A 17,103-nucleotide genomic window follows, 5' to 3' on the forward strand; every position below is an offset into this window, starting at 1 on the left:
CCTTCTCTCATCCCCGGTCCGGGAGCGGGAACGGGCGCGGGGGATAGGCTGGGGAGCGCCCCCATCCCGACCACGAGGAGAGCTATGCCCGAGCAGCAGCCGGGCCTCGCCGCAGACCTCGCCGGGCGCGTCTACGAGGACGCCCCCGCCTACCAGGTCTCCCGCGAGGCGATCCGCGCCTTCGCCCGCGCGGTGCACGCCGAGCACCCCGCCCACACCGACGTCGACGCCGCCCGGGCCCTCGGGCACCCGGATCTCGTCGCCCCGCCGACCTACGCCGTCGTGATCGCCCAGGCCGCCGACGCCCAGCTGATCCAGGACCCCACCGCAGGCATCGACTTCTCCCGGGTGGTCCACGCCGACCAGCGCTTCACCCACCACCGGCCCATCGTGGCCGGGGACGAGCTGCGCGCCGTCGTGCATGTGGACGCGGTGCGCGCCCTGGGAACCGGGGCCATGATCACGACCCGCGAGGAGATCGCCGACGCGCAGGGTGCCCCGGTGTGCACCGCGGTGTCCTCCCTGCTGGTGCGAGGGGAGGAGCAGGCATGAGCAGGCCGCAGTTCGATGACCTGGAGAAGGGCCAGCAGATCGGGACTCGAGAGATCCCGCTGACCCGGGCGGATCTGATCCGCTACGCCGGCGCCTCCGGGGACTTCAACCCGATCCACTGGAACCAGCGCTTCGCCGAGGCCGTGGGGCTTCCCGGGGTGATCGCCCACGGGATGCTCACCATGGGGGCGGCGGTGCAGCTGGTCGTCGACTGGGCTCAGGACCCGGCGGCGATCGTGGACTACCAGACCCGCTTCACCAAGCCCGTGCCCGTGCCCGATGCCGAGGGGGCGGCCAGCCCCGAGACCGGCGGCACCGTGCTGGCCGTGTCCGGGAAGATCGGCGCGCTGGATCCGCAGGCGCGCACGGCCCGGGTGGATCTGACCGTCACCGCCCCGGACGCCGAGGGCACCGCGCAGAAGGTGCTGGTCAAGGCCCAGGCGGTCGTCGCCCTCTGAGACCCGGCGCCGCCGCCGGGAACAGCCCTGCCGCGCCCGGAAGCATCCCGCGGCGTTCGGGCTCCTGCCCCGGCCCCTCCGGAGGGGTACGCCCTCTCCGGGAGGGGCGCCGCCTCGTCATCGCAACACCTGCCGCCGGATCCGCACCGGATCCGCTCTCGTGCGTCGCCAGGAGAAGACCATGATCACCCGCACCACCGGGCGCCGCCCCGTGACCGACCGCGCCTGGCTCTTCGCTGTGCTCGGGATCTACCTGGCCAGCGGCCTGTCCATCTCCGCGTGGCTCGTGCGCGTCCCGGCGATCGCCCAGCAGCTGCACCTCAGCGCCGGCCCGCTCGGGCTGCTGCTGCTCGCGCAGACCCTCGGGGCGTTCCTGTCGGTGTCCGCCTCCGGGATGGTGGTCATGCGCCTGGGGGCCCAGCGGACCCTGTGGATCACCTTCGCGCTGATGATGCTCGGCGGGCTGGGCCTGGCCTACGCCGTGTCGGTGCTGGGCTCGGTGACGCTGGCCGGCATCGGGCTGGGGCTGTTCGGCCTCGGGCAGGCCACCTACTCGGTGGCCGCGAACGTGCAGGGCGCGGCCGTGGAGCGGGCCCTGGGCAAGCAGCGCATGCCCCTGATGCACGGCTGCTTCTCGGTCGGCACGGTGATCGGCTCGATCGTCGGCACCGCGATGACGGCCCTGGGCGTGTCCGTGGCCGCGCACATGACGGCGGTCTACGCCGTCGTGATCGTGCTGGTGGTGGTGTGCATGGCCTTCACCCGCACCGAATCCGAGGATGTGCGTCCGGCGACCACCGGGATCATGGCCATCGTGGACCCGGAGGCCGTGCCGGGGAGGTTCTCGGTGCGCCACGCGTGGATGGAGAAGCGCACCGTGCTGCTCGGGGTGTTCGTGCTGGGCATGGCCTTGGCCGAGGGCTCCGCGAACGACTGGGTCGCGTTGGCCCTGACCCACGGCTACGGCGCCTCCGACTCCGTGGGTGCCGTGGGCTACGGGCTGTTCGTCACCGCGATGACCTCCGGGCGGCTGCTGGGCACGGGTCTGCTCAACGCCTACGGGCGGGTGCGGGTCATGCGGATCGCGTGTGTGCTGGCCGTGGTGGGGTTGGGCTCCTTCGTGCTGTCCCCGTGGCTGTGGCTGGGCATGGGCGCGATCTTCGTGTGGGGCCTGGGCGCGGCCCTGGGCTTCCCGGTGGGCATGTCCGCCGCGGCGGACAACCCGATGAAGGCCTCCGCGCGGGTCTCGGTGGTCTCCACCGTCGGCTACGGCGCGTTCCTCGGCGGCCCGCCGATCCTGGGTCTGCTCGGGGAGGCGCTGGGGGTGCGCCAGGGACTGTCCGTCGTCCTGGTGCTCGTGGTGGTCTCCTTCCTGCTGGTCCCGCAGCTGGCCACCCCGGAGGAGGAGCGGGTGCACCGGCTCAGCTGAGCCGCCACATCGGTGCTGCCCGAGCCGCCCGTATCCCGGCGGGCACCGGCGGGCGCCGGGCCTGGTCGGCTGACGGCCCGCGGCTAGACTGGGCCGAGTGAGCGAGACCCTTCTGAGCGAACTGACCACCCTCGGCGTCGGCGGCCCGGCCCGCACCTACGTGCGCGCGCGCACCGAGCAGGAGATCATCGACGCCCTGATCGCGGCCGATGACGCCGGGGATCAGGTGCTGATCTTAGGCGGCGGCTCCAACCTGGTGGTCGGCGACGACGGCTTCGACGGCACCGTGGTGCACACCGCGAGCACCGGCGTCACCGTGCGCCGCGCCGAGGACGGACGCAGCGCGCGCCTGAGCGCCGAGGCCGGGGAGGACTGGGACGGCCTGGTGGCCCGCAGCCTCGAAGAGGGCCTGTCCGGGCTGGAGACCCTCTCCGGGATCCCCGGCACCGTCGGGGCCACCCCGGTGCAGAACGTCGGCGCGTACGGCACGGAGATCTCCCAGCACTTCGCCTCCGCCCGGCTGTGGGACCGCGTCGAACGGCGCGTGGAGGTCTTCGACCGGCAGCGGATGGCCTTCGCCTACCGGGACTCCGCGCTGAAGCGGGAGATGCTCGGGCCCTCCCCGCGCTGGGCGGTGCTGCAGGTCAGCTTCGATCTGGAGGTCCGCGCGGACTCCGCGCCCCTGCGCTACGCGGAGCTGGCCCGGAGCCTGGGCACCGAGGTCGGTGAGCGGGTCCCGGCGTCCCGCGTGCGCGAGGCCGTGTTGCGTCTGCGCGCCGGCAAGGGCATGGTCCTGGACCCGGCGGACCGCGACACGCACTCCACCGGCTCCTTCTTCACCAACCCCATCATCTCGGCCGACGCCGGGGCGGACCTGCCGGCCGATGCCCCGCGCTACCCGGTGCTGGACGCCGACGGCGCGGTGGACGAGTCCCTGACCAAGCTCTCCGCGGCCTGGCTGATCCAGCACGCGGGCTTCGACAAGGGCTACGGGCTGGAGGGGGAGTCCGCGGCCGTCGCCGGCGGCCGGGCCGCCCTGTCCACCAAGCACACCCTGGCCATCACCAACCGCGGGCAGGCCACCGCCGCCGACGTCGTGGCAGTGGCCCGCGCGGTGCGCGAGGGCGTCCAGCGGGAGTTCGGGGTGCGCCTGGAGGCCGAGCCCGTGGTGGTCGGCACCCGGATCTGACGGGACCCCGCCGGACCCCGCGGGCCTCGCAGGTGAGGCGGGGCGCGGCCGGGGCGGCCCGGGTGGCCGCCCCGGTGCGTCAGCCCAGGTGCTTCTCCTTGGGGCGCAGGCCGCCGCGGGCCTCGGAATCCACGCGGTCCAGGTCCCCGCCGGAAGCGGCCGTGACGGCCGCGACCACCAGGCCCTCCACCAGCGGGGCGGGGGACAGGCGGGTGCGCTCGGCCAGCTCCGGCTCGAGCATCTCCACGGCCATCTCGGCGGACATCACGGCCGAGCCGAGGTCCATCAGGACCACGACCCCGTCTCCGGAATCGGCCCGCTGCACGGCCTCCACGATCTTCGCGGCGTCGGTGCCCAGCCCGCCGTCCTCCGTGCCGGCCGCCAGCTCCAGGGCCGGCGGATTCTTGGCGACCATCTGCAGGGCGAGCTCCCGGGCCGCCTCGGCCAGCGGCGCGGAGTGAGAGGCGATGACGATCCCGATCATGCCAGCACCTCCCGTGCGGCGCGCACCAGCAGCACGGCCGACGCCGCCCCGGGATCGCGATGGCCCTTGGCCCGCTCGCCCAGGTAGCTGGCCCGGCCCTTGGTCGGCACCATGTCCTCGGTCGCGGCGGCCCCTTCCTCGGCGGCCCGCTGCGCGGCCTCCAGGGCGGGACCCAGCCCGTCCCCACTCTTCTCGGTCAGGGCCCGGGAGGCGGGCAGCAGCGCATCGAGCATCGTCGCCTCGCCCTCCTGGGACTTCCCCCGCTCGGCTGTGCCCTCGGCCCCGGCCTCGAAGGCCGCGGCGAAGGCCGACGCCGGATCCTGCCCGGCATCGTAGGCCTTCGCGAAGCGCAGGAAGAACGTCCCGTACAGGGGGCCGGAGGCCCCGCCCACGGTGGAGACCAGGGTCATCCCGACCTTCTTCAGGTACGCCGCGGCGTCGTCGAAATCCGCGGAGCCCAGGCGGGCCGCGGCGGCGAAGCCGCGATCCATGTTGGCCCCGTGATCGGAGTCCCCGATCGCGGCGTCCAGCTCGGTCAGCTCCTCGGCGTGCTCGTGCATCAGCGCGGCGGCGCGCTCGACCCATGTGGCGGCATCGGCGGTATCCATGCTTCTCCTCGCATCCGTCCGGGAACGGGGTGACATCCGAGGCGGCCTCCCGGACTCGGGCCGCGGCGGACGGGGTATCGGGGCTGGGACGGGCCGAGAATCGGCCCGGCTCCCGGGCGGCATCGTCCGGGAGTCTCAGGCTCCCCAGCGCAGCGAGGGGGTGTCCACGGGGGAATCCCACAGGCGCAGCAGGTCGTCATCGGCGGGCATCAGGGTCAGGGAGCAGCCGGCCATGTCCAGGCTGGTGATGTAGTCGCCCACCAGCACGCGGGCGACCTCCACCTCGTGCTCGGCCAGGACCTTCGCGACCTCGCCGTACATCAGGTACAGCTCGGACAGGGGAGTGGCGCCCATGCCGTTGAGCATCGCGATGACGGGCTGGCCCGAGGGGATCTCGGCGAGTACGGGCTCGGTGAGCTTCCGGGCGATTTCCGCGGCGGGGGCCATCGGCTCACGGGAGCGACCGGGTTCGCCGTGGATCCCGACGCCCAGCTCCAGCTCATCCTCACCCAGCTGGAAAGACGGCTTCCCGTGGGCGGGCAGCGTGCCGGAGGTCAGGGCCGCCCCCATCGAGCGGCAGGACTCGGCGGCCTTCCGGGCGACGGCCACGACGCCGTCCAGGTCCCGACCCTCGGCGGCCGCGGCCCCGGCCAGGCGCTCCACGAACACCGTGCCGCCGACCCCTCGGCGACCGGCCGTGAAGGAGGAGTCCTCCACCGCGACGTCGTCGGCCACGATCACGGATTCCACTCGGGTGTCCTCTGCCAGCTCCGCGGCCATGTCGAAGTTCATGACGTCGCCGGTGTAGTTCTTCACGATGTGCAGCACCCCGGCGCCGGTGTCAGCGGCTTCGGTGGCGGCCTGGATCTGGTCCGGGACGGGAGAGGTGAAGACCTCCCCGCACACCGCGGCGTCGAGCATCCCGGGGCCGACGAAGCCGGCGTGCAGGGGCTCGTGTCCGGAGCCGCCGCCGGAGACGACGCCGACCTTGCCCTCCTGAATGCTCGAGCGCAGGACCAGGCGTTGCTCGGCGTCCACGCGGTGGGTGGTGGGATGCGCGGCGGCGAATCCGGTGAGGAAATCGCGGACCACGTCGGCGGGATCGTTGATGAGCTTCTTCATACCGCCATCACACCACCGGCCGCCGACGCGGACAAGGACCTGAGCGGGGTGTTTCCGGTGCGCCGCCGGTGTGTTTCCGGAGAATCCGAGAGGAGAGGCGGCGTTGGTGGGCCAGGGCATGGATTCCCGGGAGACCAGGCCGTAGGATACCGACTGATGGCATCATCCACCGCAGTCCGCACGCACCCGAGCACCGCCTCCGCCGAGGCTGCCGTCGAGGTGCGCACCCAGCCCGCCTCCTCCCTGGAGCGGGAGATCGAACAGGGCCAGCGCGAGGGGCGCGTGCACCGCGCCCTGGGGCGCTTCAAGGCCTTCACCCATCGCCACCCGGTGCTGCGCTTCGTCCACAAGACCCTGGTGACCCTGGTCGGCGGGGTGATCGTGCTGGCCGGCGTCGTCATGCTGGTGACCCCGGGCCCGGGGTGGCTCGCGATCTTCCTGGGGCTGGGCGTGCTGGCCACCGAGTACCCGATCGTGCACCGCTTCAACCAGTGGGCCAAGGCCAAGGTGCTGGCCGTGTGGCATCGGATCCAGGCGCGGCGGGCCGAGCGCCGGGCGGCGAAGGCCCAGCGCCGAGTCCGTCGGGCCGAGCGGCGCGCCGAGGCGAAGGTGCGGCAGGCGCGCATCAAGGCCGCCTGGCACTCCCGCCACTGCTGCGCCCCGCACCGCCCGGCCGCCCGCGCCTGAGCCGTAGCGTCCCCCCCCCCGCGTTTGGGAGGGGTCTCGACGTCTGGGAGCCACGAGGACGCTCCCAAAGGCCGAAACCCCTCCCAAAACCGGGGCCGGGGAGGGCAGGGCGGCGGGTCAGCGCTGCAGCGTGAGGGTTGTCAGCCCCATCTCCGGGGTGGGGCGGAAGCCCAGCGAGCGGTAGAGATCGATGACCCGCTGGTTCGCGGCGGCGTCGTCCGTGGTGATGTAGATCTGGCGGATCCCCGCGCAGGCCTCCAGCGCCCGGTCCAGCAGCGCCCTCCCGATGCCGCAGCCCTGATGCTCGGGCAGCACCAGCAGATCCTGGATGCAGGCGACGGTGGCGCCGTCGCCGACCACCCGGACCAGCCCCACGAGGCGGTCCCCCTCCCGCGCCGCGAGCACCAGCCAGGCCCCGTCGACCATCGGGCCGAACAGCTCCGGCTCGCGGGTGTAGGCGGACCAGCCGACGGCGTCGTACAGGCGGATCAGCTCGGCGCGCTCCAGCGCCCGGGTCGCGCAGATCTCCATCCCCTCACCCTATCCGCCGCCCGCGCCGTCTCTGCCCGCGTTTGGGAGGGGTTTCGGCGTGTGGGAGCCGCAAGAACGCTCCCACACGCCGAAACCCCTCCCACAGCTGAGGCGGGGGTGGGGAACGGCCGACGAAGCCCGCGGCGATGCGGTAGAATGAGAGACAACAAGACCCGCCAAGGCTAGTCTGCTGGTGACAGCAGATCCTCAAATAGGCGGGTTTCTTCATGTCCAAGGCCCCTTACACCAAACCGTCCCTCTCCCTGCGGGATCAGGCGCTGCGGCTGCGCAGCCGAGGCCTTGACGCACCGGCCGAGAAGATCGAACTGACACTGCACCGGATGAGCTATTACCGTCTGGCGGGCTACCTGTGGTGGTTCTACGGAGAGGAATGGGAGGTCCTCGAACCCGGCGCCACCCTGGACGAGGTACTGCGCCTCTACGATTTCGATGCGCAGCTGCGATCGCAGATCATGCGCCTATCCCATTCCATCGAAGCCTGGTTGCGGGCTGCGATGACGAACCATCTGGGTCAGGCGCACGGGCCCATGGGATACCTGGACGAGACCCTGTACTCCTCCGCCCCGGCGTTCCGTCGAGACCGGCGCAAACTGGAAGAGTGCATGACCGGCGGGGCACCGGAGCAGTTCATCGAGGAGTTCCGCAACAAGTACCAGGATCCGCTGCCCCCGATCTGGATGGCCGCGGAGATCATGAGTCTGGGGCTCCTCTCCAAGTGGTATGACAACCTCCGTGAGGACAGCCTCCGCAAGGGGATCGCCCGGGAATGCGGGCTGCCGCCCGAGGTGCTCTCCAGGTTTCTGCGCGTCTTCACGGTTCTGCGCAATCGATCTGCCCACCATGCGCGCGTCTGGAACCGGAGGACCTCCCTGCGCGTGGCGACGATCCGTCGTCTTCCTGGGCTGTTGGAACCTTCACTGGCGGGCGCCGACACGGAGCGGATCAACTATCCGCTCTCCCTCGCCGTCTTCATCGTGCGCACCGTGGATCCCTCTGCGTCCGTCATCCGGGATCTGCATCGGCTGCTGTTAGGCGCGGACGAATCGTGGCTGACCGAGATGGATATCCCCGAGGGGATGGCGGAGGACCCGCTGTGGTTCCCCGATCGTGCAGTCTGACCGTCCCGCGGTCGAGCCGCCAGCGCCCTCCTTCCGTGCCCGTTTGGGAGGGGTTTCGGTGTTTGGGAGCCGCGAGAACGCTCCCAAACGCCGAAACCCCTCCCAAAGCCGGGGCGGGCGGGCGGGGCCGGGCCAGCCCGGGGCCGGGCCGCCCGTCAGAGGGTGCCGACGGCGATCTTCAGCATCCGGCGCACCGGCTCGGCCGCGCCCCACAGCAGCTGATCCCCCACGGTGAAGGCGGAGATGTACTCGGGGCCCATCGCCAGCTTGCGGATGCGCCCCACCGGGATCCGCAGGGACCCGGAGGCCGCCACCGGGGTCAGGTCCCGGATCGTGTCCTCCTTGGTGTTGGGCACCACGTGCGCCCACTCGTTGTCCTCGTCGATGATCCGCTCGATCTCCTCCACCGACAGATCCTCGGTGAGCTTCATCGTCAGGGCCTGGGCGTGGGAGCGCATCGTCGCGATCCGCACGCACAGCCCGTCCATGACCACCCGGTCATCGCCGTCCAGGCCCAGGATCTTGTTGGTCTCGGCATCCGCCTTCCACTCCTCGCGGGACTGCCCGTTGCCCAGATCCGCGTCGATCCACGGGATCAGGGAGCCGGCCAGCGGCACCTCGAACTGGGTGGTGTCCAGCTCACCGGAGCGCTGCATCGCCAGCACCTTCCGGTCCACCTCCAGGATCGCCGACGCCGGATCGGACAGCTCCTGCGCGACGGTCCCGGCGACGTCGCGGAACCCGGCCAGCACCTCGCGCATGTGCCGGGCCCCGCCGCCGGAGGCCGCCTGGTAGGTCATCGCGGTGCTCCACTGCACCAGCCCGCGGCGGAACAGTCCGCCCAGGCCCATCAGCAGGCAGGACACGGTGCAGTTGCCGCCGATGAAGTCCCGGATCCCGGCCTCCAGGGCCCGGTCGATGACGTCCCTGTTCACCGGATCCAGCACGATCACGGAGCCCGGCTCCTGGCGCAGGGTCGAGGCGGCGTCGATCCACAGCCCGTCCCACCCGCGTTCGCGCAGCTTCCCGTGCACGGCCTTCGTGTAATCCCCGCCCTGGGTGGTGACGATGACCGGCAGCAGCGCCAGCTCGTCCAGGTCGTGGGCGTCCTGCAGGGTGCTGGGCTCCTCGGCGCCGCGGAAGGTCGGCGCGGGGGAGCCGGCGGCGGAGGTGGAGAAGAACACGGGGGTGAAGTCCGCGAAGTCCCCCTCCTGCTCCAGGCGCTGCATCAGCACGGAGCCGACCATGCCGCGCCAGCCGACGAATCCTACGGGATCTCCAGGGTGGAAAGTCATGGGCCCCAGTCTACGGAAGATGCCCCGCCGGGTGGGGGCCGCGCCGCGGTGGCCGGGCGTTTCGGAAGCGGTCGGCGGGTTGCGAAGCGGTGAGGCCGCTCCACAACCGGCCGACCGCTCCCCAAACGGCCGCGGAGCGTGAGCTCAGCGGGTGGCCTCCAGGAAGCGATAGGGCAGCGCCGCGGGGGACAGGGCGCCGTCGGGACCGGCCACCCGGGCCTTCGGGTCGACGCCGGAGCCCAGTTCCCGCACGGACCACTCCGGGCCCAGCTGCGGGGCGCGGGCGTCTCCGGGCACCTCGGCGTCCAGCTGCGTGACCAGCACCCGGGACACCCGGCCCCCGCGCACCACCGGAAGGTCCTCGGCCCCCAGCGCCCGGTCGTACAGGGACGCCCCGCCGAGCAGCCAGATCCGCTCCGACCCACTGGGCGCCTCGGCGGCGACCCGCAGGGCCTCGGGCAGATCGCGGACCCACCGGGCGCCGTCGTGCTCCCCGGGGGAGACGGTGCGCGAGAGCACGATGTTGGTCCGCCCCGGCAGGGGGCGGAACCGCTGCGGGAAGGACTGCCAGGTGGCCCGGCCCATGATGACCGGATAGCCCATCGTGCGCTCGCGGAAGAACGCGAAGTCCGCGGGACAGTGCCACGGCATCCCCCCGTCCCGTCCGATCACCTCTCCGGCGGCCTGCGCCCAGATCGCCGCCAGCTCGGGGCCCACCCCGCTCATACGGCGATCGGCGCCTTGATCGTCGGGTGCGGGTCGTAGCCCACCAGCTCGAAGTCCTCGTACTCGTAGGCATCCAGGGAGTCGCGGTGCCGGAACCGCAGCTGAGGGTACGGGCGCGGCTCGCGGCTCAGCTGCTCGGCCACCTGCTCCCGGTGGTTGTCGTAGATGTGGCAGTCCCCGCCGGACCACACGAACTCCCCGGGCTCCAGACCCACCTGATCGGCGACCAGCAGGGTCAGCAGCGCGTAGGAGGCGATGTTGAACGGCACCCCGAGGAACATGTCCGCGGAGCGCTGGTACAGCTGACAGGACAGCCGGTGCGGCGCCCCGGAGGCATCCGGAACCACGTAGAACTGGAACAGCGCGTGGCACGGGGGCAGGGCCATGTCCTCCACCTCGGCCGGGTTCCACGCGGAGACCACGTGCCGGCGGGAGAACGGGTTCTCCCGGAGGGAGCGGATCACCTGGGCGATCTGGTCGATGTGCCCGCCCGACGGCGTGGGCCAGGAGCGCCACTGCACCCCGTAGACCGGGCCCAGCTCGCCGTCCTCATCGGCCCACTCGTCCCAGATGCTCACCCCGCGCTCCTGCAGCCAGCGCACGTTGGAGGAGCCGCGCAGGAACCACAGCAGCTCCAGGGCCACGGATTTGAAGTGCACCCGCTTGGTGGTCAGCAGCGGGAAGGACGCGGCCAGGTCGAAGCGCATCTGCCGGCCGAACACCCCGGTGGTCCCGGTGCCGGTGCGGTCCGGACGGTGGGCGCCGTGGGCGAGGATGTCGCGCAGCAGGTCCTCGTAGGGCGTGGGGATCGACGTCGTCTCAGTCATCGCTGGGCTTCACCTGCTCCAGGGAGACGACGCGGCCTCGGTGCTTCCGGCTCACATTGAGCACGATCATCTCCCCGGGGCTCAGGTACGGGTCCTCGGTGGGCAGCTGGGCGCGCAGCGCCTTGGGCAGGTGCCGATCCACCACGGCCAGCACCGTGGGCAGCACCGGCCGGTGCGTGCACACCACGGTGGAGGTCCCGGACTCGAACACGGCCTCCATCAGCTTCTCCACCTTCCCCGGTTTGCGGGAGTGCTCAGCCTCGGTCAGGCGCTTCTTCTCCTTGATCGCCAGGCCCTCGGCCTTCGCGTACCCGGCGACCGTCTGCATGCAGCGCACCCACGGACTGGAGATGACCTTCTGCGGCTTCCACGCCGCCAGCAGCTTCCCCACGGCCACCGCCTGGCGCTTGCCGGTCGCGGCCAGGGGCCGATCGCCCTCGGCCCGGGACCACGACGAGCGCGGCTTGGCCTTCGCGTGGCGCACCACGATCACGGCGCGGGTGCGCAGGTCCTGCGCCTCGTGCAGGGCCACCAGCCGGTCCAGGGGCTCGGTGTCCGTGGCGTTGGTCAGCAGGTCCCGGGCCTGCTCCGGGGTGACCCAGCGCAGCTCGTCCACCTCGCCGCCGTCCTGGTGGGCCTGGGCGGAGGCGGGCACGTGCGCGGCCCAGTAGTGCACGTCCTTGCGGCCCTGCTTGACCTGGTAAGTGGTCACCGCCAGGGGGGCGCCCAGGGTGATGCTCAGGCCCACCTCCTCGGCGACCTCCCGGATCGCGGTCTGCGGCACGGATTCGCCGTCGTCGCGCTTGCCCTTGGGCCAGGACCAGTCGTCGTACTTGGGGCGGTGGATGATCAGGACCTCCAGCACGCCCTCGCGCTCGCGCCAGCACAGGGCGCCGGCGGCGACGACGGCGGGGAAAGAGGGCTTGGACATGATCGGGGAGCTTCCTTCGGGTGAGGGGATCGATGACGGCTGCGCGCGCACTGGGGCCCCGACGCGCCGGGGCGGCGGGACCCGCGGGAGGCTGGCTCAGCCTCGGGAGGAGGAGCCCTGCCGGGCCCGGGACTCCAGGTAGTGGCTCTGCACATCCATCAGCGGGCGCCCCTGGGCGTCCAGCGCGTGGCGGGTCCACACGCCGTCGCCGTCCAGGTGCCAGGTGGAGGTGCGCTCGGAGAGGTAGAGGTCGAACAGGGTCAGCAGGTACTCCACGTGCACCGGGTCCTTGATCCGCACCAGCGCCTCCACGCGCCGATCCAGGTTCCGGTGCATCATGTCCGCGGAGCCGATGTAGACCACCGGCTTGCCGCCGTTGGCGAAGGTGAACACCCGCGAGTGCTCCAGGAACCGGCCCAGCACGGAGCGCACCGTGATGTTCTCGGACAGTCCCGGCACGCCCGGGCGCAGCGCGCAGATCCCGCGCACGACGACGTCCACGCGCACCCCGGCCTGCGAGGCCCGGTACAGGGAGTCGATGATCGCCTCATCGACCATGGAGTTGCACTTGATCTGGATCTTCGCGGCCAGCCCGGCCCGCTGGTGGGCGATCTCCCGGTTGATCCGGTCGATCAGGCCCGAGCGCAGCGAGCGCGGGGCCACCAGCAGGGACTTGAAGGTGGTCTTCGGGGCGTACCCGGAGAGCTGGTTGAACAGCCGGGAGACGTCCTCACCGATCTGCGCATCGCAGGTCAGCAGGCCGAGGTCCTCATAGAACCGGGCGGTGGAGGGGTGGTAGTTGCCGGTGCCGATGTGGCAGTACCGGCGCAGCCCGTCGGCCTCCCGGCGCACCACCAGGGACAGCTTGCAGTGGGTCTTCAGCCCGACGATGCCGTAGACCACGTGCACCCCGGCCTCCTCGAGCTTGCGGGCCCAGGAGATGTTGGCCTGCTCGTCGAAGCGCGCCTTGATCTCCACCAGGGCCAGCACCTGCTTGCCGGCCTCCGCGGCCTCGATCAGGGCGTCCACGATGGGGGAGTCCCCGGAGGTGCGGTACAGGGTCTGCTTGATCGCCATGACGTTCGGGTCCGCCGCGGCCTGCTCCAGGAAGGCCTGGACGCTGGTGGCGAAGGAGTCGTACGGGTGGTGCAGCAGCACGTCGTGGTCCCGGGTCGCGGCGAACACGTCCGCGGCCTTGGCGGTCTCCGCGGCGTTGAGGAAGCGGCTGGTGTGGGCCACATAGGTGGGGTAGTGCAGCCGGGGCCGGTTGACCTTGACGATGTTGGACACCCCGCGCAGGTCCAGCGGGGCGGGCAGCTGGTACACCTCGGACTCGTCGATGCGCAGCTCCGAGACCAGCAGGTCCAGGATCGCGGGGTTGATGGAGTCCTCCACCTCCAGGCGCACGGGCGGGCCGAAGCGTCGGCGCAGCAGCTCCTTCTCCAGGGCCTTCAGGAGGTTCTCGGCGTCATCCTCCTCGACCTCCAGGTCCTCGTTGCGGGTCACCCGGAACACATGGTGCTCCACGACCTCCATGCCGGGGAACAGCTGGTCCAGGTGCTGGGCGATGACGGTCTCCAGCGGGATGAACCGGGCCGGGCGGGAGGAGGAGTTGGTGGTCTTGGGCCCGTCCACGGAGATCATCCGGGTCAGCTGGTCCGGGACCTTGACGCGGGCGAACAGCTCCTTGCCGGTCTGCGGGTTGCGCACGATGACGGCGAGGTTCAGGGCCAGCCCGGAGATGTACGGGAAGGGGTGGGCCGGGTCCACGGCCAGCGGGGTGAGGATCGGGAAGACCCGCTCCTGGAACTCGGCGGACAGCCGCTGCCGGGCCTCCTCCTCCAGGTCCTCCCAGCCGACGATGAACAGGTTCTCCTCCTCCAGGCGGGGCAGCACCTGCTCCTGGAAGACCTGCGCGTGGCGCTGCTGCAGCCGGTGGGCGGATTCGGAGATCTCCTCCATCTGCTCCTCCGGGGTCAGCCCGGCCGCGGAGGGCACGGCGATGCCGGTGGCGATGCGCCGCTTGAGCCCGGCGACCCGGACCATGAAGAACTCGTCCAGGTTGGAGGCGACGATGGAGAGGAAGTTCAGCCGCTCCAGCAGGTAGAGGTTCGGGTCCTCGGCCAGCTCCAGCACCCGGGTGTTGAAGTCCAGCCAGGAGGTCTCCCGGTCCAGGAAGCGCTCCGAGCCGAAGTCCCCCTGCAGCAGCGGGGTGGAGAAGTGCTCGGGCTCGTCGATGCGGTCCCCGCGGGTCTCGGCGCGCTCGATCTTGGCGATGTCGGAGATCTCGGCCGGGCGGGTGAGGTTCGCGCTCGGGGCGGGGGCGGCGTCGTCCTGCCCGGCGGGCCCGGGGGCGTACATCGTGTCCACGTCCCACGGGACGAAGCCCAGGGAGCGGTACAGGCTCACCGCCGGGGCGTTGTCCGCGTCCACGTACAGGACGATGGCGGCCAGCGGCTCCTCCTGCGCGTCCTCGCCGGTGCCCAGGCGCGCCAGCCAGTCCATGCCGGCCAAGGTCAGGGCCTTGCCCAGCCCGGTGCCCTGCGCGTCCGGGGCCACGCCGACGGCGTAGACCTCGCCCTCGCGCGGGCCCTGCTGATCGGTCTCGATCTTGGTCCAGTGGAAGCCCAGCAGCCCGGAGCCGCCGTCGGCGCCTTCGGAGGTCTCGGCGAGGAAGAAGCCCTCGGGGCGGAACCAGTCCTCGGCGGTGCGGGCGTCCAGGTCCGCGCGGGTCAGGCGGCCCTGCTCGGGGTGCTCGGCGAAGGCCTGGGCGTTCAGGCGCAGCCAGGCCTCGGCGTCCTCGGGGGTCCAGGTGCGCAGGTGCACCGGGGCGGCGGGCTCATGGGCGGCGGCCTGCTCGGCGATCGAGCGGCGGGCGGCATCGGTGAGCTCCAGGCGCATCTTCCACAGCTCGCGCACCGCGTGCAGCCCGAGGTCCTTGGCCAGCTGCACGGCGGCCAGGGGCGCGGAGTACTCCCGGGAGTCCCCGGCCAGCCCCGAGCCGTGCACCCAGGCGCGGTAGCGGGGCAGGTCCTCGCCGAGGCCCTCCTCGCCCAGGGCGGTCTCCAGCAGGGCCCGGCCGAGCCCGGCGCCGCGTCGATCGGGGGCGACGACGGCCTCCAGCGTGCCGGTGGACTCCTCGTCCTGCGGGTCCGGGGCGGTGGCCACGGCCGCGGCGAGCGCCTGCCCGTCCTCCTCGGCGATGACCAGCAGGATCCGCTCGGCGTCGTCGCGGGCGGCCCGGCGCAGCTGCACGAGGGTCTGCTCGGAGAAGGGGGCGGCGCCGTCGTGCTCGCGGGCCTGCTCGGCCAGGCGCTCGACGGCGCGCACGCGCTCGGGAGTCGGGGCGAGGACCGCGGGGTGCGGCTGCCCGCTGGGGGTCTGGGAGGGGTTCTGGGTGTGCAGCTCGGCGGAAGTGGACACGTGGACGTTCCCGTTTCTCTCGCGGCCAGGATCGCGCCGCGCACGCGCGACGACTGCTCCCAGTCTACTGCCCGCCCGGTGCGACGGCGCAGACGTCGTTCCGACGGTGCGCGCTCGTCGTCCGGCGGCAATGCGCGGGAAACACGCGGCTCCTAGGCTCGCCATACGCCGCGCCGGACCCGCCCCGGGACGACCTCCGGCACGAAGAAGGGCCCGCCATGACCGTCACCTCCGCCCGCATCACCCCCGTCTCCGACGCCTGCGGGCAGGCCGATCCCGCGCCCGGTGCGGATCCGGGCCGGACCTCGGAGATCGACACTCTGGGGATCGACACCCAGGAGATCGCCGCCCAGCATCGGGATCACGTGCTGCAGTCCTGGTCCGTCTCCGGGGGCCCGGTGCACACCATCACCCGGGCGGAGGGGATCTGGCTGTGGGATGAGACCGGTCGGCGGATCGCGGACATGTCCTCGCTGATGGTCTGCGCCAACCTCGGCCACGGCCACCCCCGCATCGCCGAGGCGATCGCCGAGCAGGCCCGCCGCTTCTGCTTCATGTCCCCCGCCTTCGCCACCGAGCCCAAGTCTCGGCTGGCCGCGCGCCTGGTCGCCCTGGCCGGGCGGGAGCACTTCGCCCGGGTGATGTTCACCAACGGCGGGGCGGAGTCCAACGAGCACGCGCTGCGCATCGCCCGCACCGTCACGGGCCGGACCAAGGTCTTCTCCAGCTACCGCAGCTACCACGGGGCCACGGCCGGGGCCGCGCAGGCCACCGGGGACTGGCGCCGGCTCGGGGCCGAGCAGGGCGCGGGCGCGGGCTTCGTGAAGTTCCTGTCCCCGCACCCGTACCAGGACGGCTGGTCCGGCGAGGCTGCGGACGCCGCGGCCACGGAGCGGGCCCTGGCGGATCTGGAGCGCCAGCTGCGCTTCGAGGGCCCGGAGACGGTCGCCGCGATCATCGTGGAGCCGGTGGTCGGGGCCAACGGCGTCATCATCCCGCCGGAGGGCTACCTGCCCGGGCTGCGGCGGCTGTGCGACCGGTACGGGATCCTGCTGATCTTCGACGAGGTGATGACCGGCTTCGGGCGCACCGGGACGATGTTCGCCTGGCAGGGCTTCGGCGTCGTGCCGGATCTGATGACCTTCGCCAAGGGCGTGGACAACGCGGCGGTGCCGCTGGGCGGGGTGCTGGTCTCCCGGGAGATCGCCCGGTTCTTCGAGGAGCACCCGCTGCCCGGCGGGCTCACCTACTCCGGGCACACCCTCGCGTGCGCCGCGGCCAACGCGGCCCTGGACGCCTACGAGCAGTACGGGGTGCTGGAGCACGTGGCGCAGACCGCCCCGGTGCTCGCGGACTTCCTGGACCGGATGGCCCGGGAGCACGAGTGCGTGGGCCAGGTGCGCCACCTCGGGATGTTCGCCGCGGTGGAGCTGGTCTCGGACCGGGAGGCCCGCACCCCGCTGGTGGGGTACCGGTCTTCGGACCCGGTGATGAAGCGGATCATCGGTCGGCTGTACGACCGGGGCTTCAGCACCTTCGGGCGGGAGAACACCCTGCACGTCAGTCCGCCCCTGACGATCACCACCCAGGAGCTGGAGCAGGTCCTGCCGATCCTCGACGAGGTGCTCGGCTGGGTGGACCGCGAGATGCTGCCGGCCCGGCGGGCCGCGGCGAAGGATATGGAGGACTGAGCCGTGCCGGG

Annotated in this window: 16 protein-coding genes and 1 pseudogene; 7 read left to right on the forward strand and 10 right to left on the reverse strand. The window is 72.2% G+C overall.

The genetic code is table 11. The annotated features are described in order from the left end of the window. Positions 1-84 precede the first annotated feature (84 nt). The 4 genes from KKR01S_RS06610 (at position 85) to KKR01S_RS06625 (ending at position 3,628) form a co-directional block, all read left to right on the forward strand. Positions 85-552: an FAS1-like dehydratase domain-containing protein gene (locus KKR01S_RS06610; protein WP_061225605.1), complete on the forward strand. Its 468-nt coding sequence runs from the start codon at positions 85-87 to the stop codon at positions 550-552. Next, on the forward strand, positions 549-1,010 hold the full coding sequence (locus KKR01S_RS06615; RefSeq protein ID WP_061225606.1) for a MaoC family dehydratase: 462 nt from the start codon (positions 549-551) through the stop codon (positions 1,008-1,010). The genes KKR01S_RS06610 and KKR01S_RS06615 overlap by 4 nt, the downstream gene beginning before the upstream one ends. Positions 1,011-1,191: 181 nt before the next feature. Then, positions 1,192-2,439, forward strand: a complete 1,248-nt coding sequence (locus KKR01S_RS06620) for an MFS transporter (RefSeq protein WP_061225607.1) — start codon at positions 1,192-1,194, stop codon at positions 2,437-2,439. A 97-nt stretch (positions 2,440-2,536) separates the two neighbouring features. Then, positions 2,537-3,628, forward strand: a complete 1,092-nt coding sequence (locus tag KKR01S_RS06625; RefSeq protein WP_061225608.1) for a UDP-N-acetylmuramate dehydrogenase — start codon at positions 2,537-2,539, stop codon at positions 3,626-3,628. Positions 3,629-3,707: 79 nt separating this feature from the next. Here the strand turns inward: KKR01S_RS06625 and dhaM are convergent, their stop codons facing one another. The 3 genes from dhaM to dhaK all read right to left on the reverse strand — a co-directional run bounded on the left by dhaM (position 3,708) and on the right by dhaK (position 5,842). Further along, positions 3,708-4,112: a dihydroxyacetone kinase phosphoryl donor subunit DhaM gene (dhaM, locus tag KKR01S_RS06630; protein ID WP_058731143.1), complete on the reverse strand. Its 405-nt coding sequence runs from the start codon at positions 4,110-4,112 to the stop codon at positions 3,708-3,710. Beyond that, positions 4,109-4,720 carry a dihydroxyacetone kinase subunit DhaL gene (gene dhaL, locus KKR01S_RS06635; RefSeq protein WP_196826217.1) on the reverse strand — a complete coding sequence of 204 codons (612 nt, stop codon included), beginning with the start codon at positions 4,718-4,720 and terminating at the stop codon, positions 4,109-4,111. Before dhaL ends, dhaM begins: the two co-directional genes overlap by 4 nt. A 135-nt stretch (positions 4,721-4,855) precedes the next feature. Next, positions 4,856-5,842 (reverse strand): dihydroxyacetone kinase subunit DhaK, encoded by a 987-nt coding sequence (gene dhaK, locus KKR01S_RS06640; protein ID WP_058731141.1) that lies wholly within the window; start codon positions 5,840-5,842, stop codon positions 4,856-4,858. Positions 5,843-5,998: 156 nt separating this feature from the next. Between dhaK and KKR01S_RS06645 the strand changes: the two genes are divergently transcribed. Further along, on the forward strand, positions 5,999-6,529 hold the full coding sequence (locus KKR01S_RS06645) for a PGPGW domain-containing protein (RefSeq protein WP_058731140.1): 531 nt from the start codon (positions 5,999-6,001) through the stop codon (positions 6,527-6,529). A gap of 117 nt (positions 6,530-6,646) precedes the next feature. Here the strand turns inward: KKR01S_RS06645 and KKR01S_RS06650 are convergent, their stop codons facing one another. Next, positions 6,647-7,060: a GNAT family N-acetyltransferase gene (locus KKR01S_RS06650; RefSeq protein ID WP_061225609.1), complete on the reverse strand. Its 414-nt coding sequence runs from the start codon at positions 7,058-7,060 to the stop codon at positions 6,647-6,649. 227 nt (positions 7,061-7,287) lie between these two features. Here KKR01S_RS06650 and KKR01S_RS06655 point away from each other — a divergent pair, with 227 nt between their 5' ends. Then, on the forward strand, positions 7,288-8,199 hold the full coding sequence (locus KKR01S_RS06655; RefSeq protein ID WP_061225610.1) for an Abi family protein: 912 nt from the start codon (positions 7,288-7,290) through the stop codon (positions 8,197-8,199). A 155-nt stretch (positions 8,200-8,354) separates the two neighbouring features. Here the strand turns inward: KKR01S_RS06655 and asd are convergent, their stop codons facing one another. The 6 genes and pseudogenes from asd to mshD all read right to left on the reverse strand — a co-directional run. Further along, the gene (gene asd, locus KKR01S_RS06660; RefSeq protein WP_061225611.1) at positions 8,355-9,494 is read right to left on the reverse strand and encodes an aspartate-semialdehyde dehydrogenase; all 1,140 of its coding nucleotides are present in this window, start codon (positions 9,492-9,494) and stop codon (positions 8,355-8,357) included. Positions 9,495-9,638: 144 nt separating this feature from the next. Next, positions 9,639-10,220 (reverse strand): dihydrofolate reductase, encoded by a 582-nt coding sequence (locus KKR01S_RS06665; RefSeq protein ID WP_081046210.1) that lies wholly within the window; start codon positions 10,218-10,220, stop codon positions 9,639-9,641. Then, positions 10,217-11,047 (reverse strand): thymidylate synthase, encoded by an 831-nt coding sequence (locus KKR01S_RS06670; protein WP_058730697.1) that lies wholly within the window; start codon positions 11,045-11,047, stop codon positions 10,217-10,219. Before KKR01S_RS06670 ends, KKR01S_RS06665 begins: the two co-directional genes overlap by 4 nt. Further along, the gene (locus KKR01S_RS06675) at positions 11,040-11,978 is read right to left on the reverse strand and encodes an NUDIX hydrolase (RefSeq protein WP_058730696.1); all 939 of its coding nucleotides are present in this window, start codon (positions 11,976-11,978) and stop codon (positions 11,040-11,042) included. The genes KKR01S_RS06670 and KKR01S_RS06675 overlap by 8 nt, the downstream gene beginning before the upstream one ends. A gap of 96 nt (positions 11,979-12,074) precedes the next feature. Continuing rightward, entirely contained in the window at positions 12,075-14,339 is a 2,265-nt protein-coding gene (locus tag KKR01S_RS06680) for an RNA degradosome polyphosphate kinase (protein WP_404817468.1), read from the reverse strand. A gap of 30 nt (positions 14,340-14,369) precedes the next feature. After that, positions 14,370-15,566: pseudogene (gene mshD, locus KKR01S_RS11335) on the reverse strand (mycothiol synthase); the annotation flags it as partial. A 53-nt stretch (positions 15,567-15,619) separates the two neighbouring features. Between mshD and KKR01S_RS06685 the strand changes: the two are divergent. Beyond that, positions 15,620-17,092 (forward strand): aminotransferase class III-fold pyridoxal phosphate-dependent enzyme, encoded by a 1,473-nt coding sequence (locus KKR01S_RS06685; RefSeq protein ID WP_099049749.1) that lies wholly within the window; start codon positions 15,620-15,622, stop codon positions 17,090-17,092. Positions 17,093-17,103: the final 11 nt, after the last annotated feature.

The organism is Rothia kristinae NBRC 15354 (assembly GCF_001570865.1).
Lineage (GTDB): Bacteria > Actinomycetota > Actinomycetes > Actinomycetales > Micrococcaceae > Rothia > Rothia kristinae.

What these genes read in the sequence shown, in the direction of transcription:
- KKR01S_RS06610 (WP_061225605.1), top strand. Translation starts at nt 85, where the DNA reads ATGCCCGAGCAGCAGCCGGGCCTCGCCGCAGACCTCGCCGGGCGCGTC.
- KKR01S_RS06615 (WP_061225606.1), top strand. Translation starts at nt 549, where the DNA reads ATGAGCAGGCCGCAGTTCGATGACCTGGAGAAGGGCCAGCAGATCGGG.
- KKR01S_RS06620 (WP_061225607.1), top strand. Translation starts at nt 1,192, where the DNA reads ATGATCACCCGCACCACCGGGCGCCGCCCCGTGACCGACCGCGCCTGG.
- dhaM (WP_058731143.1), bottom strand. Translation starts at nt 4,112, where the DNA reads ATGATCGGGATCGTCATCGCCTCTCACTCCGCGCCGCTGGCCGAGGCG.
- dhaL (WP_196826217.1), bottom strand. Translation starts at nt 4,720, where the DNA reads ATGGATACCGCCGATGCCGCCACATGGGTCGAGCGCGCCGCCGCGCTG.
- dhaK (WP_058731141.1), bottom strand. Translation starts at nt 5,842, where the DNA reads ATGAAGAAGCTCATCAACGATCCCGCCGACGTGGTCCGCGATTTCCTC.
- KKR01S_RS06645 (WP_058731140.1), top strand. Translation starts at nt 5,999, where the DNA reads ATGGCATCATCCACCGCAGTCCGCACGCACCCGAGCACCGCCTCCGCC.
- KKR01S_RS06650 (WP_061225609.1), bottom strand. Translation starts at nt 7,060, where the DNA reads ATGGAGATCTGCGCGACCCGGGCGCTGGAGCGCGCCGAGCTGATCCGC.
- KKR01S_RS06655 (WP_061225610.1), top strand. Translation starts at nt 7,288, where the DNA reads ATGTCCAAGGCCCCTTACACCAAACCGTCCCTCTCCCTGCGGGATCAG.
- asd (WP_061225611.1), bottom strand. Translation starts at nt 9,494, where the DNA reads ATGACTTTCCACCCTGGAGATCCCGTAGGATTCGTCGGCTGGCGCGGC.
- KKR01S_RS06665 (WP_081046210.1), bottom strand. Translation starts at nt 10,220, where the DNA reads ATGAGCGGGGTGGGCCCCGAGCTGGCGGCGATCTGGGCGCAGGCCGCC.
- KKR01S_RS06670 (WP_058730697.1), bottom strand. Translation starts at nt 11,047, where the DNA reads ATGACTGAGACGACGTCGATCCCCACGCCCTACGAGGACCTGCTGCGC.
- KKR01S_RS06675 (WP_058730696.1), bottom strand. Translation starts at nt 11,978, where the DNA reads ATGTCCAAGCCCTCTTTCCCCGCCGTCGTCGCCGCCGGCGCCCTGTGC.
- KKR01S_RS06680 (WP_404817468.1), bottom strand. Translation starts at nt 14,339, where the DNA reads ATGTACGCCCCCGGGCCCGCCGGGCAGGACGACGCCGCCCCCGCCCCG.
- KKR01S_RS06685 (WP_099049749.1), top strand. Translation starts at nt 15,620, where the DNA reads ATGACCGTCACCTCCGCCCGCATCACCCCCGTCTCCGACGCCTGCGGG.